The sequence below is a fragment of the Micromonospora sp. NPDC127501 genome, assembly GCF_040302185.1.
Taxonomy (GTDB): Bacteria; Actinomycetota; Actinomycetes; order Mycobacteriales; family Micromonosporaceae; genus Micromonospora.
On the sequence record NZ_JBEORJ010000004.1, the window covers coordinates 248,031 to 261,762 of the forward strand.

Sequence of the window (13,732 nt, forward strand, 5' to 3'; positions counted from 1 at the left end):
TCCCGGTGTGTTGAGGTGGGGCCATGGTGACCCGGTTGCTGTACCTGACCCGACACGCCGAGCAGGATCTCTCCGAGCCGAGTGGGCCGGATGCCGGCGAACCGGATACCGGGCTGTCGGAGCGCGGCCGGCGGCAGGCCACCCTGCTCGGGGAACGTCTGCGGGCCCGGCGGTTCGCCGCCGTCCACCACGGGCCGCTGCGCCGGGCCGCGCAGACCGCCGAGCTGGTCGCCAAGTCGCTGCCCGACGTTCCGGTGTACGAGACGGAGCTGGCCGGTGACCACCTCCCACACGACACGGATCCGGCTGGCCTGCCACCCGCGTACGCCGAATTCCTGAACCAGTTCTCGGCGGCCGAGCGGGTCGACGGGCCGCGAGTGACGGCGGACGCGGTGCGGCGGTTCGCCGGCCCGGTCGCCGAGGGGCCCGCTGGCGGCGAACCGGTCCGCGAGCTTGTCGTGACGCACAGCTTCCTGATCGCCTGGCTGGTGCGTCACGCCCTCGACGCGCCGGAGTGGCGATGGCTGGGTTTGAACTCGCACAACGCGGGGCTGACCGTCATCCGGTACAGCGCGGCCGGCCCGCCGAATCTGGTCGCCGTCAACGACGTGGCCCACCTACCGCCGGAGCTGCGGGGCACCGGCCTGCCCCCGGACTATCTGACGTAGGACCCGGTGACCCGCAGGAGCAGCTTGACCACCGCCTGGGTGGCCGGCGGCGGGGTCGCGTCGGCCGGGCAGTCGGCGTACCCGGTGTCGTTGCTGGCCACGGTGAGGCGGTAGTGCATCGCGTCCGAGCAGTTGGTCGCGGTGGTCGGCCGCCGCGCCTCGGTGGCGAGCCGGGGGTCGGCGGCCAGCCCCGCCAGGATGCCCTGATCGGCGCTGGTGAGCCGGCCGTTGCGCCGGCTGCCGGCCCGGTCCGTCACTGTCCACTGGCCGTCCGGTTCGACGACGATGGAGTCCCCGCGCCCGGCGAAGCCACCGGAGATTCGCAACGTCACTCGGGGGGCCACACCGCTGGCCCCGGCGCTGACCGTGGGGGCGGTGGTCGGCTGCGAGGTGCCGGTGGCCGGGGCGGCCGGGCCGGTAGCGGCGGTGGCCGAGGGCTCGGTCGGGGTGCTGGGGGCTCGGTCGACGCTGGTGCAACCGGTCAGGAGCGCGGCCAGGAGCGCAACCGTGGCGACGGTCGTCGATGCGGGTCTCATCTCCGTCGGACGCGCGAGCCCGACCGTTGGTTCCCCCGCCAGGAGCCCACCCGGACGGCAGCGGTCTGAGCCACTTCTGGCAATCTTGGACAGTTTCCGTTCCGTGCTAACGGAAACTGTCCAAGATTGCGTCACCAGCGGGCGCATTGGCGGCGTCGCTCCACGTGGCGCGGGAAGGAGCGGATGTGTCGGACGCGGAGTTGACCGTCGAGGTGACCGGGCCGGTCGCCACCGTTGTCATCAGCAACCCGGCCCGGCGCAACGCGATGACCGCGGCCATGTGGCGTCAGCTCCCCGAACTGCTCGACCGGCTGGAACCCGACCCCGGCGTACGGGCCTTGGTGCTCACCGGCGCGGGCGACGCCTTCTGCGCGGGTGCGGACCTCGGTGACCTGGCCGAGCTGTTGGACGCCGGTGACGCCAGCATCGCGGTGGCCGCCGAGGAACGGCTGGCCCGGTTCGCCAAGCCGACCGTGGCGGCCATCCGGGGCGCCTGCGTCGGCGGTGGGGCTCAACTCGCTGTCGCCTGTGACCTGCGGATCGCCGCGGAGGACTCCCGTTTCGGCGTACCGCCGGCCCGGCTCGGGCTGGTCTATCCGGCACCGACGACGCGCCGGCTGGCCCGGCTGGTCGGCCCGTCCGCCGCCAAGCATCTGCTGTTCACCGCCGAGCTGATCGACGCCGAGCGCGCCCTGCGGATCGGCCTGGTCGACGAGGTGCTGCCGGCCGACCGGCTCGCCGCCCGGGTGGACGAGCTGACCGCGACGATCGCCCAACGGTCGCCGCTGAGCATCGCCGCCGCGAAGGAGATCATCGACGATCGGGCCGAGCCCGCGCGGATCGCCTGGTGGCACCGGAAGGTGACGACGACCGGCGAGGCCCGCGAAGGGGTGGCGGCGATCGCCGAACGCCGGCAGCCCCGCTTCGCCTGGCGGCCACCGACCGACGCCTGAGCGCCTCGGCTACCGCGGGTGCCATGACAACGCGGAGCCTCCCGGGCCGATGTTGAAGCCGGCGGGCCTCGGCGCGAGACAGCTGATCGCGTTTGTCGTACGACCATCGATGGGTATCCCGGGACCAACCAGGGCGGGGGCCTTCATGGAGATGGTGACTTCACCGCGGAGCCGCAGTCGTCTGAGGCTGATGCTCGTCGTACTGCTGTCGATTCTGGCGGCTGCCGTCATCGTCGGCGCGGTCGTGGTCGGCCGCGACACCGGCATCCTCGACGGCGACCCGCCCGCCTGGGCGAACACTCTCGGCGGCATCCTGCAACTCGCCGGGCTCGCCCTGACGATCGCCACGATCGTCTGGCTGGTGCGCAGCGGCCGGTTCCGCGCCGACCGCGAGTCGTCGCTGCGGCGGCTGAGCCCGTTGGACATCCGGAGCCTGCAGCAACAGGTCAGGCGGGGCGCGCCCCAGGACGATGCGGACTTCGGACTACTCCGCGTCACCGCACGAATGATGATCAACCAAAGTTGGTACTCGCTGATGCCGGTCGGCTTCGTGATCACCAGCTTTGGTCAGGCACTGCTGAAGTTCACACCGCTGTTCACCGGTCTTTTCGCCGTACTGACGGCGTTGGGCGTCGGTGCCGTGGCGTTCGCCTTTCGTGATGCCCGCCGGGGTGAGGCGTTCCTGCGGGACCACCCGGATCTGAGCGGACGGTAGCCGCAGGCCGGTCCCACTCATCGCGATATTTCGATCCCGGATACCCGGTTCCCAGTCCGGTACGGCAGGCTGTCCGTTGTGCAGCGTGATCAGTTGCTTGCGGGCCGCTACCGGCTCCTGGAGCGCCTTGGCAGCGGCGGCATGTCGGCGGTGCACCGGGCGTACGACGAGGTGCTCGAACGGGACGTGGCGGTGAAGGTGATGGTCGCCTCGGACACCAACGCCCGACAGCGGATCCGAGGCGAGGCCAAGGCTGCGGCCCGCCTGTCGCATCCCCACGTCACAACCGTCTACGACTACGGCGAGTCGGTGCTGGACGGTGCCCAGGTCCCGTTCGTGGTGATGGAGCTGCTCGGCGGTCACACCCTCGAACACCGGTTGGTGGTCGGGCCGTTGCCGCCGCGCGCCGGTCTGCGGGTGTGCGCCGAGGTGGCCTCGGCCCTCACCGCCGCGCATGAGCAGGGGTTGGTGCACCGCGACATCAAGCCGGGCAACGTGATGCTCACGCCGACGGGCGCGAAGGTGCTCGACTTCGGCATCGCGGCAGCCGCCGGCGCGCCGGAAATCGACTTCGAGGGGCGGCTGCTGGGCACGCCGGCGTACCTGGCGCCGGAGCGGTTGGAGGCCGGCGAGGTCCTGCCGGCCAGCGACGTGTACGCCCTCGGCCTGCTGCTGTACCGGGTGCTCACCGGCCGGTTGCCGTGGCCCGCCAAGGCGCAGAGCGGGATGCTCCGCGCGCACACGCATGTCGAGCCGGACCCGCTGCCCCCGATCCACGGCGTACCGCCCGAGGTGCACCGCCTCTACCGCTGGTGCCTGGCCGGCGACCCCGCCGACCGACCGTCGGCCGCCGACGCTGCTGGCATCCTGCTCGCCGCCGCCAGCGGGACCGCCCCCGAGGCGGCTGCCGTTGCCACTGCCTCGGCGGCAACCGTCGCCGCGACCGGCCCCGAATCGACCGGTGGCGAAACCAGGGGCGAGCCAACCGGCACCGAGCCGACCGGCACCGAGCCGACCGGCACCGAACAGACCGGCACCGAGCCGACCAGGGCCGAGCCGACCAGGGCCGAGCCGACCAGGGCCGAGCCGACCAGGGCCGGACCGACCGGCACCGAGCAGCGCGGCACCGGACCGACCGGCACCGGGTCGACCGGCGATTCGGCGGTTCGGATGAGGCGCGGGCCGTGGCGTCGGGGGCGAGCCATTCTGACGGTCGGCGGAGCCGTGATCGCCGCGGTGGCGCTCGCCGGGTCGCTCGGGGACTTCAGCAATCGTCGACAGGGACAGAGCGCCGCGCCGACCGGTAGCGGCCCGGGCACCACCACTGTGGGGATGCCCCGCACCGAGGAGCCGACCGACACCGCCGATGCCGGACCGCCCGCCGTACCGCCGACCAGGAACACCGCCCTCGCTACCCGGATCAGCCCCCCGGCCGGTCCGGGAGGAACGGCAGCCCCCGGCCCGACGACCGCCACTTCTGGCCCGACCCCGACTCCGACCAGGCCCGCGCCGACTCCCACCGCTGCCGCCGGTGTACCCGTCGACGCGCGCGGCGGGACGGTCACCGCTCGCTGCGTGGGAAGGTCGGTCGAGGTGCTCACCGTGGTGCTTGCGCCCGATTTCCGGGTCGAGGGGTACGACCCGGGGCCGGCCAAGCAGATCGTGGTCGAGTTGACCTCCGCGGAGCACCGCAGCGAGATCCGGGTGCAGTGCCCCGCTGGCCAGTTGCAGTCGAAGGTCAAGGAACGCGCCGTCTGATCGGGGGCCGGCGGGTGCCGCGCCCGGGACGTATCCGGGACGCGGCCCCCCGTTCCCGCCGGCCGGTCCGTCACCGCCCGGCCAGCGCCGCCCAGCCCGGGTTCACCGGCTCCCGACGCAGCGGCATGCCCGCCTCCGCTGGCGTCCGGTCCCCCTTGCGCTGGTTGCAGGCGTAGCAGGCGGCGGTGGTGTTCCGCCAGGTGTTCCGGCCGCCGCGCGAGCGGGGCAGGATGTGGTCGATGGTGGAGGCCGGGCCGTCGCAGTACGCGCAGCACCGGTCGTCGCGGCGCAGCACACCGGCGCGCGACCAGGCCGGCCCGGAGCTGAACCTCCACCGGGTGACCACGAAACGGACCAGCCGCACCACCCGGGGCATCGGGAAGACCCCGATCACCCGGTCCGGCTCGGCCTCGTGGATCTCGGCCACCCGACGGCAGAGCATGCGGACGGCGTGTTGAACGGTGACCCGGTGCAGCGGGCCGAGGTCGGCGTTGATGACGAGGACGGCGTCCACCGGGATCTCCCTCCGTGCTGATGACGAACAAGGCGACGACGAGCAAGGCGACGACGAACAAGGCGATGAGGAACGGACAGCAAGAAGCCGCCCGGTCCGGCGGTCGGACGGGGCGGCTCAGCGCGTACGGATACGCGTCAGTCGGGCCGGCCCGCCCAGGGACCTTCCGCTCGGTAACCGTCACCGGGCAGCGTCGACAGCACGGCGCTGACGTGCCACGTCGTCATGAGCTGCTCCCGCGGTGGTGGTTGACCTTGCGCGCTCACGGTAGGTCGACCCGGGAGACGCGAGCAACGTATTTCGATCGGCTGGCCTCGTCGGGACGCCGCTGGCGACGGGTGCGGGGAGCCGCTTTGGCCGAGACCTGGGCGGTGGTCAGCGGCCGGTTCAGCCGCAGGGCCATCCGTGCGGTGAGTTCGCTGTCCAGCAGCGGCCGGTTGACCTCACCGGCGACGGCGAGGGCGGGCCCGGAGACCGACCGCCAGATCGCGGCCAGCCCGGCGCCGAGGCCCACCAGGGCGACGGTGGCCCGGGTGGTCGGTGAGCCGGCGGCCGCGGCGGCACTCACCCCGACGACCGCGAAGAGCACCAGCAGCAGGGGTACGAGCACCGGCCAGAAGATGCCCCGGGCCGCCTGCGCCACCAGCCGCCGGTCCCGGATGATCAGGTTCCTGGCGATCACCGCGTAGTCTTCCTCGTCGAGCAGGTCGCGCGGGTGCAGGCCGCCGGTGAGCACGTCGCGCCAGAGGTCACCCTGACCGCGCAGCGCCCGGCTCAGGGTGGCGGGAGTCGGCTCGGCCGGGTCCCCGTGGCCGGCGCGGTCGACAGCGCTCGCCCAGGCGGCCAGCGAGCGGCGCACCACCGCGGCCGAGTACGGCGGCAGCACGCTGGCCAACTCGTCCAGCCACCTGCTGATCTGGACCTGCCGGCCGCCGAACTGGCGCAGCAACTGCGTGACGTCGCCGGCTCGAACGGTGTCGGCCACTGAACGGCCCAGTCGGTAGGCCAGCCCGACCCGATGGTTGGCGGCCATCGCCCAGCGCAGCACCTCCACGTTGAGGTCGTCGAGGGCGAGCAGCAGCGGCACCGGGTCGGCGGGGTCGGGCAGGCCCAGGTCGGGGAGCAGAGCCCGGGCGGCCGACGTGTCGGGTACCGGCCCGGTGTGCCGGGTGAGGTCGGCGATCTGGGCCAGGGCGACGTCCACCCCGTCGAGGTACATCCGCATCCGACGGTGGGCGGACATCTCGGTGAGGTTGGAGAGTTTGGCCGGCGGTACGGCCGGGCGGGCCTCGACGAAGGCTTGGGGCTCCGCGTGCTGCCCGTGGTGGTAGGCGTCCGCCATCCACCAACCCAGCCGGAGCGCGGTGACGATGCAGGCGCGCTCGTCGCGGATCAGCGGGTACGCGTCGTCGCGGCCGATCTCGTCGATCGACGAACCGTTCTCCGCGCCGGCGCGGTGCAGTGGTGACATCTCCCGCTGCCCTCCCGCCCGGCCGATCGACGGTTGATCATTCGAGCGTACGGCAGCGTACGGTGGCTTATGTTGTGTTTTGTCGATTTGGCCCGGTGCGGCCGGCCAGCAGTCCACGCGGTCGGATCGAGCGCACCGGCTCGGCCGCGCCGCCCTCCGCGCGCAGGATGTGGTTCGCGGCGATGATCCCGGTCGCCGCCGAGCGTTCCATCAGCGCGCTCGGGAAGTCCGTGGCGATGCCGTCGCCAGCCAGGTAGAGGCCGTTCACGTCGGTGCGTACCCCCGGCCGCCAGGCGTGGCTGCCCGGCGTGAACGCCGGCGCCTGCGCCTCCACCCGGGCCCGCAGCTCGCGGACCCGCAGGTCGCCGGCCTCCGGCCAGAGCGCGACCAGCTCGCGGCGCATCCGCTCGGCCAGTTCCTCGGCCGGCACGCCGGGCTCGCAGGCGTACGCGTGCAGCTCGATGACCGACCCGCCGGTCTGCTGCGCCCAGCGCCGCGGCTCGTTCTCCAACCGGTGGTAGAGCGTCACCGAGTCCAGAGTGGGCTGGCGGGACACACCGTTGAACACCGCCCGATCGGCGGCCACGTCCCCGTCGCACCAGTACCGCGCCACCGCGTACGGCGGGCCGGGGGTGCCGAAGGCCGGCATCCGTGCCGCCAGCTCGGGTGCCTGCTCGGCCAGGTCCGGGGAGGCCGCCACCAGTGCGGCGAGCGCCGGCGGGTCGACGGCGAGCACGACGTGACCCGCCGGATGGCTGCCGCCGTCGGTGGTCGTCACCCGCCAGCCCTCGGCGTCGCGGTGCACCCCGGTGGCGGCGCAGCTGGTGAGGACCCGGCCGCCGTGCTTCTCCACGTGCCGGGTCAGCGGCTCCCAGATCGCCGTGGCGTAGTCCTCGTCGGGGCAGTCGAAGGCCAGCCCCTCCGGGTTGCCGAGCAGATAGAAGTGGAACTGGGCGACCATCTCGGCGGCCGACATCTCCGCCTCGTGGTTGAAGAACGAGTGCGAGAAGACCTCGAACAGCATCGCCCGCGCCCGGTCCGGCAGTCGCAGCGACGCCAGCAACTCGTCGGCTGTGGTGTCGTCCAGGTCGGCGTAGGTGCGTACCGGGTCGTAGCTGAGCAGCGGCAGCGCCGCGTCCCGGTCCATCAGGCGCAGGTCGGCCAGGCGCAGGCTGGGGCTGCGCAGCAGCAGCGCCAGCAGGTTCGCCGGCGGCGCGGGTGGCAACCTGCCGAACTCCTCCGTCGGCCACTGCTCGCTGAGAATCGGGTAGCCCGGAATCGGCTTGAGGAAGCCCAGGTCACCATCGATCCGGCGGAGGATGGACCGCCAGTTGTAGTACTGCCGGAAGAACGCGTGGAAGCCGTGCTCGTTCTGCTGGCTGCCGTCGGCGAGCGCCTCCGGCCAGGCGCCCAGTCGACCACCGAGGGTGGGTGCCGCCTCCAGCACCGTGACCGCCACACCCCGCTCGGCCAGCACCACCGCCGCCGACATCCCGGCGATGCCGCCACCCACCACGAGCGCCGTGGTCGGTCGCGGCACCCGGTCGGCGCCACCGCCGCCCGGGTCCACCTGGTGCGGCCGTACGCCGATCAGCCGACCTACCACTTGCGACAGCGCCATGGGCCCAGTCTGCCCCACCTTGGATCAGTCGGCTGGCAAGCAACGGCGGGGACGGTCGGAGGCCGGCCAGACGTACTCCAGATCCTCCGGCACATCGTCGCCGAACAACGGGCGGTAGTGCGTCGGATCCTTGCGCAGCAGCGACGAGCGGTGACTCAGGTGCAGGTCGTCGCGGCCGAGCCACGGTGGCAGCTCACCGGCTCGGGCCAGCTCGTCCTGGGTCCGGATCACGCCGGCCCCGCAGGCGGCGGCGAGGTCGACGGTCATCGTGGTGGCGCACGTGTCGGCCCGCCCCGGCTCGGTCCAGACCGCGCACATGTCCAGCCCGTAGCGGACGAGTGCCTCCTCGTACCCGGCCCACATCTTCACCGCCGGGTGGTTGCGCCAGCCGTACCCGGGTCGGGTGAGTCCACGCAGCACCTGAATGGCCTCCACCCGCTGCTTGCCGAGCCGCTTCTGGTCCAGCGTGCGGGCGCTGGCCAGAAAGCCCGGGTACGGGAGGAACGTCTGCATGTCGCTGCTCTACCCGTCGCCGGAGCGGACATACCTGGTCACGGGATGATCCGGACGGGGTCGCCCACCGTGGCCGTGCTGATTACGATCCGGGCATGGCGGAGCCGTGGCGGGACCGGGCGCGACGGGCGGTCGAGTGGAACTGGCGGCTTCGGTCAGTCGGTGATCCGCGCCCGCACTACGTGATCTGTGGCAAGGACGCGCTCGCCTACTACGTGGCCCGGGCGATGCTCGAATCCGAGCTGCCGACGGGTGGCGCCCGGGTGACCGTCGTGGTGCCGGAGCGTTACCGCAGCAACGGGCCGGACGTGGCCGGGTTGCGCGGCGTCCGCGTGGTCCGCTCGGATCGGCTGGACGTGGCCACCTTCGAGGCCGCCGGTCTGGCCGGCGCGACCGGGCTGGCCCTGTTGCACCAGGACGACGTGGGCAACCTGCACGCCGCGCTCTGCGCCCAGGCTGTCGACCAGCGGGTCCGCCAGGTGCTGCGGATGTTCAACGGCACCCTCGCGGACGGCGTACGCAAGCTGCTCAAGGCCCCGGTCGAGGTGCTCTCCGACGCCGAGATGGCCGCGCCGGCCTTCGTGGCCGCCGCGCTCAACGAGGTCGACCCGAGTTCCTTCCAACACCGGGACAAGACGCTGCGGGTGGCACGGCGGGCCGACGTCCGACCGCAGGACGTGGTCTGCGCGTTGGCACACCTCAGCGAGGTGCAGGGGGTGGAGCTGCTGCCGGCCGAGCAGGCCGGCGCCGACCTGGTGCTCGCCGAGGCGACCGGTCAGCCACCGGGCACCGAGGTCGCCGCCCGCCGGTTGGTCCGGGCACGTCGGCGGCGTCGTCCGGTCGCGGTGGTGATGGGGGCGGTACGCGGCTTCGCCACCCGCAAGATCGGCATAGCGGTGATGGCGGTGCTCGCGCTGATCGCGGTGCTGGGGGCGCTGATCTCCCGGGCCGAGGACGTCTCTCCGCTGGAGGCGCTGTACCTGACGCTGGTCACCACGCTCAGCGGCGCCGACCCGGACACCACCAAGGCGGCGGACGCCCAGATCATGCAGGTGGTGCTCAACCTGGCCGGGTTGGCGCTGATCCCACTGATCACCGCCGTCGTGGTGGACGGCATCGTCAACGCCCGGCTGGCCCTGCACACCGGCCGCCTGCAACCCGCGCGGGTCGGGCACGTGGTGGTGATCGGCCTGGGCAACGTCGGCACCCGGGTGATGGCGCAGTTGCGCGAGTACGACGTCGAGGTGGTGGCGATCGACAAGGATCCGGAGCCGCGCGGTGCCGCCCTGGCCCGCCAACTGGAGGTGCCGCTGATCGTCGGCGACGCCGCGTTGCCGGAGACGCTGGTCGCCGCCTCGGTGGCCGACTGCCAGGCGCTGGTGGTGGCGTCCACCGACGACGTGGCCAACCTGGAGGCGGCGCTCGCTGCCCGCGACCTCCGCGCCGACCTGCGCGTGGTGCTTCGGCTCTTCGACGGTGACTTCGCCGAACGGGTGGAGGAGACCTTCGCGCTCGGGGTGTCCCGTTCGGTCTCCTACCTGGCCGCCCCGGCCTTCATCGGGGCGCTCACCGAACGCGCCGTGATCAGCACCATCCCGGTCGACCGGCACGCGCTGCCGGTTGCCGAGGTGCCGGTCGCCGCCGGCTCCGAGCTGGACGGTCGACCACTGGGTGTGGTCAACCGGGACGGGCAGGTCCGGCTGATCGCCCGGACCCCGGCGGGCGGCGCCAAGACCATCTGGTGGAAGGACCTCGATCCCCGGCAGGTGATCTTCGCCGGCGACCGGCTGACCGTCGTCGCCCGGCGGCGCGGGTTGGACTGGCTGACGCGGCAGTGCGCCCCGCCGGCCCACCCGGTCCCGGTCCCTCGGCCGGGCGGGGTCCCCGGCGGGTTGAAGACCCCGGCGGCGGCGTCTCCTCCGGTGTCCGGCCCGACGGACTCCGGGGTCGCCGCGTCCGCACCCGGCGCGGCGCATCCCGTTCCTCCCGCCGAGGCCGCCTCTTCGGCGACAAACGGCGGCCCACCTGACGAATTCGAGCTGACCCGCCGGCATGACGGCACCGGCGAGGTGAGCTGACGCCACCCGGCGCGGCCAGAACCGGCCGGCAGTGGGCGACAATCCATGGCATGCGTTTCCGCATCCTGGGGCCGACCCAGGTGGTACTGGCCGACGGGCGAGAGGTCCCCGTGGGCGGTCCGCGGCTGCGCGCCCTGCTGGCGCTCCTCCTGCTCGACGCGGGCCGGGTGGTCTCCGCGGAGCGCCTGATCGACGGCCTGTACGGGGAGCATCCGCCCCGGGGTGCGGCCAACGCGCTCCAGTCCCAGGTGTCGCGGCTGCGCCAGGCCCTGGCCGCCGAGCACGACCCGGTCGAGTTTCACCCGGCCGGTTATCGCCTGGCCGTGGACCCCGACGATGTCGACGCGTACCGGTTTGAACGGCTCGCCGAGGCCGGACGTCGCGCGCTCGTCGACGGCGACTGGCACCGGGCGGCGGCGGTGTTGCGTGAGGCGTTGGAGCTGTGGCGTGGTCCCGCCCTGGCCGATGCCATCGGCGCAGCCGGCGCGCCCGCGCAGGCGGCCCGGCTGGACGAGCTGCGGTTGGCCGCCATCGAGGACCGGGTCGAGGCGGACCTGGCGTTGGGCGCACAGAGTGCGCTGATCGCGGAGCTGCGGGAGCTGGTCGTCGCGCATCCCCTCCGGGAGCGCTCGCGGGGCCAGCTCATGCGTGCCCTGGCGGCACTCGGTCGGCCGGCGGAGGCGCTGGCCGAGTTCGAGGACGCCCGGCACACGCTGGCCGAGCAGCTCGGCGTCGACCCATCGGCGGAGCTGGCCGCGGTCCACCTGGCGGTGCTGCGCGGTGAGGAACGCGGGTCGGCCGAACCGGTGCTGCCGAGTCAACTCACCACCTTCGTCGGGCGCGAGGAGGAGCTCAAGCGTGTCGGCGACCTGCTCGGCGCTCGCCGGCTCGTCACCCTCACCGGCCCCGGGGGCGCGGGCAAGACGCGCCTGGCGATCGAGGCCGCGGGCCGGGTCGACGGGGAGGTCCGTTTCGTCGAGCTGGCCGGGCTGGCCGACGGGTCGGACGTTCCGCAGGCGGTGCTGAGCGCGCTCGGCCTGCGCGACGCGGGCCTGCGCGCCCCGGCCGAGTCGGGCTGGCAGACCACCGATCGGCTGGTCGAGGCGCTCGCCGAGCGGCGACTGCTGCTGGTGCTCGACAACTGCGAGCACGTCCTCGTCGACGCGGCCCGGCTGGCGGCCCGGTTGCTGAGCGCATGCCCGGCGTTGCGCGTCCTGGCCACCAGTCGGGAGCCGCTCGGGCTGGCCGGTGAGGCGCTGTGCCCGCTGTCCGGGCTCACAGTGCCGCCGCTCGGCGCGTCCGTGTTGGCCGCCGACGAGTACGCGGCGGTCGGCCTCTTCGCCCAACGGGCCGCCGACGTCGCTCCCGACTTCACCGTCACGCCGGCCAACGTCGAGATGGTGCTGCGGATCTGCCGCAGCCTGGACGGCCTGCCACTGGCGATCGAGTTGGCCGCCGCACGGCTGCGGGCGCTGTCCGTCGCCGAGGTGGCAGCCCGTCTCGACGATCGGTTCCGGCTGTTGTCGACGGGCAACCGGGCCGTGTCGCCGCGACACCGCACCCTCCGAGCCGTGGTCGAGTGGAGCTGGGATCTGCTCGACGACGCCGAACGGAAGGTGGCCCGACGGCTGACCGTCTTCGCCGGTGGGGCCACGCTGGAGGCCGCCGAGCGGGTCTGTGGTCTACCCACCGCCGAGTTCGTCGACGCGCTCACCGCTCTGGTCGACAAGTCCTTCGTGGAGATGGCCGGCGGCCGGTACCGGATGCTCGAAACGGTGCGGGCCTTCTGCGCCGAACGTCTCGCCGAGGCAGGCGAGGCCGACCTGCTCCGTCGCGCACACACCGCGTACTTCCTGGAATTCGCCTGGACCGCCAGCGACCACCTCCGCTGCGCGGAGCAACTGCACTGGCTGCGACGGCTCGACGCGGAGCGGGACAACCTGCACGCGGCGTTGCGCCGGGCCACCGCGGCCGGTGACGCGTCCGATGCGGCCGGAATGGTCGCGGCCCTGTCGTTCTACTGGTGGCTGCGCGGCATGCGCGGGGAGGGGGCGCGGCTCGCCGCGGACGTCCTCGAACTGCTGGGCACCGAGGCGCCGCCAGGGTTGGGCGAGGAGTTCGCCCTCTGCGTCTACAACGCCTCGCTCGCCGGCTCCGGCCCTCTGCCGTCCCTCGGGACGCAGCGGTCCGTGATCCGCAGCCTCGACCGGCCGCCCCGCCAGCCCTTCCTGCTGTACCTGTCGGGAATCTCGACGGGACCGCCGTCCGGCGGTGCCGAGGATGTCGACGAGCTGATGGGGGAGCTGCGACGGCTGGTCGGCCCGGACCCGTGGATCAACGCACTCGGCGCGATGGGCAGCGGCTCGGCGCTGATGTGGAGCGACCAATGGGACCGGGCCAGGGCCGCGCTGGCCACCGCGCTGGACGGCTTCCGCGGCACCGGGGACCGGTGGGGCACCATGATCACGCTCGGTGCGCTCGGCGAACTGGCCGCCTGGCAGGGCGATCCGGAGACCGCGGGCGCCCACATGGATGAGGCCATGGGACTGGTCGAGGCGCTCGGGTCGGCCGTCGACCAGGCCGACATGCTGCGTACCCGGGGCGAGACAAGGCTGCGCGCCGGTGACCTCGCGGGGGCGCACGACGACTTCGCCGGTGCGTTGCTCCTCGCGCAGCGCAGCGGCGCGCCCGAGTTCGTGGCCAGCGCCCGGCTCGGCCTCGCCCAGGTGGCCCGGGTGCGCGGGGACCTGGCCGCCGCGAGGCGGTTCTGCGAGGAGGCGTTGGCCGGCGGGCTCACCGGCTGGTACGTCGGCGACGCCGCCCGTGCGGAGATCATTCTCGTCCTGAAGGAGATCACCGAGGCGGAGAAGCCCGGTGCGCCGCCGTCAGCGGACGGTGCGTGACC

General features: G+C 73.3%; 11 protein-coding genes. 6 read left to right on the forward strand and 5 right to left on the reverse strand.

Features of this window, described 5'->3' with window-relative positions:
- Positions 1–23 precede the first annotated feature (23 nt).
- A complete protein-coding gene (locus ABTW72_RS11220; RefSeq protein WP_350857264.1) occupies positions 24–668 on the forward strand; it encodes a histidine phosphatase family protein in 645 nt (214 codons plus the stop codon).
- On the opposite strand, the gene ABTW72_RS11225 is transcribed toward ABTW72_RS11220, so the two are convergent.
- Positions 656–1,204, reverse strand: a complete 549-nt coding sequence (locus ABTW72_RS11225; protein ID WP_350857267.1) for a hypothetical protein — start codon at positions 1,202–1,204, stop codon at positions 656–658. The two genes, ABTW72_RS11220 and ABTW72_RS11225, sit on opposite strands and share 13 nt — an antisense overlap.
- A gap of 185 nt (positions 1,205–1,389) precedes the next feature.
- Here ABTW72_RS11225 and ABTW72_RS11230 point away from each other — a divergent pair, with 185 nt between their 5' ends.
- The 3 genes from ABTW72_RS11230 to ABTW72_RS11240 all read left to right on the forward strand — a co-directional run bounded on the left by ABTW72_RS11230 (position 1,390) and on the right by ABTW72_RS11240 (position 4,630).
- Positions 1,390–2,157, forward strand: coding sequence for an enoyl-CoA hydratase/isomerase family protein (locus ABTW72_RS11230; RefSeq protein ID WP_350857270.1), 768 nt, complete (start codon positions 1,390–1,392; stop codon positions 2,155–2,157).
- A 49-nt stretch (positions 2,158–2,206) separates the two neighbouring features.
- The gene (locus ABTW72_RS11235) at positions 2,207–2,872 is read left to right on the forward strand and encodes a hypothetical protein (RefSeq protein ID WP_350857273.1); all 666 of its coding nucleotides are present in this window, start codon (positions 2,207–2,209) and stop codon (positions 2,870–2,872) included.
- A 78-nt stretch (positions 2,873–2,950) separates the two neighbouring features.
- Positions 2,951–4,630, forward strand: coding sequence for a serine/threonine-protein kinase (locus ABTW72_RS11240; RefSeq protein ID WP_350857276.1), 1,680 nt, complete (start codon positions 2,951–2,953; stop codon positions 4,628–4,630).
- A gap of 70 nt (positions 4,631–4,700) precedes the next feature.
- Here the strand turns inward: ABTW72_RS11240 and ABTW72_RS11245 are convergent, their stop codons facing one another.
- The 4 genes from ABTW72_RS11245 to ABTW72_RS11260 all read right to left on the reverse strand — a co-directional run bounded on the left by ABTW72_RS11245 (position 4,701) and on the right by ABTW72_RS11260 (position 8,749).
- Positions 4,701–5,144 (reverse strand): HNH endonuclease, encoded by a 444-nt coding sequence (locus ABTW72_RS11245; RefSeq protein ID WP_350857278.1) that lies wholly within the window; start codon positions 5,142–5,144, stop codon positions 4,701–4,703.
- Between the two features lie 262 nt (positions 5,145–5,406).
- Positions 5,407–6,615 carry a hypothetical protein gene (locus ABTW72_RS11250; RefSeq protein WP_350857281.1) on the reverse strand — a complete coding sequence of 403 codons (1,209 nt, stop codon included), beginning with the start codon at positions 6,613–6,615 and terminating at the stop codon, positions 5,407–5,409.
- 67 nt (positions 6,616–6,682) lie between these two features.
- Entirely contained in the window at positions 6,683–8,236 is a 1,554-nt protein-coding gene (locus ABTW72_RS11255; protein ID WP_350857284.1) for an FAD-dependent oxidoreductase, read from the reverse strand.
- 24 nt (positions 8,237–8,260) lie between these two features.
- Positions 8,261–8,749 carry an MSMEG_6728 family protein gene (locus tag ABTW72_RS11260; protein WP_091403045.1) on the reverse strand — a complete coding sequence of 163 codons (489 nt, stop codon included), beginning with the start codon at positions 8,747–8,749 and terminating at the stop codon, positions 8,261–8,263.
- A gap of 95 nt (positions 8,750–8,844) precedes the next feature.
- Here ABTW72_RS11260 and ABTW72_RS11265 point away from each other — a divergent pair, with 95 nt between their 5' ends.
- On the forward strand, positions 8,845–10,827 hold the full coding sequence (locus ABTW72_RS11265; RefSeq protein WP_350857287.1) for a potassium channel family protein: 1,983 nt from the start codon (positions 8,845–8,847) through the stop codon (positions 10,825–10,827).
- A gap of 50 nt (positions 10,828–10,877) precedes the next feature.
- The gene (locus tag ABTW72_RS11270; protein WP_350857290.1) at positions 10,878–13,730 is read left to right on the forward strand and encodes an AfsR/SARP family transcriptional regulator; all 2,853 of its coding nucleotides are present in this window, start codon (positions 10,878–10,880) and stop codon (positions 13,728–13,730) included.
- The last annotated feature ends 2 nt before the right edge of the window (positions 13,731–13,732 follow it).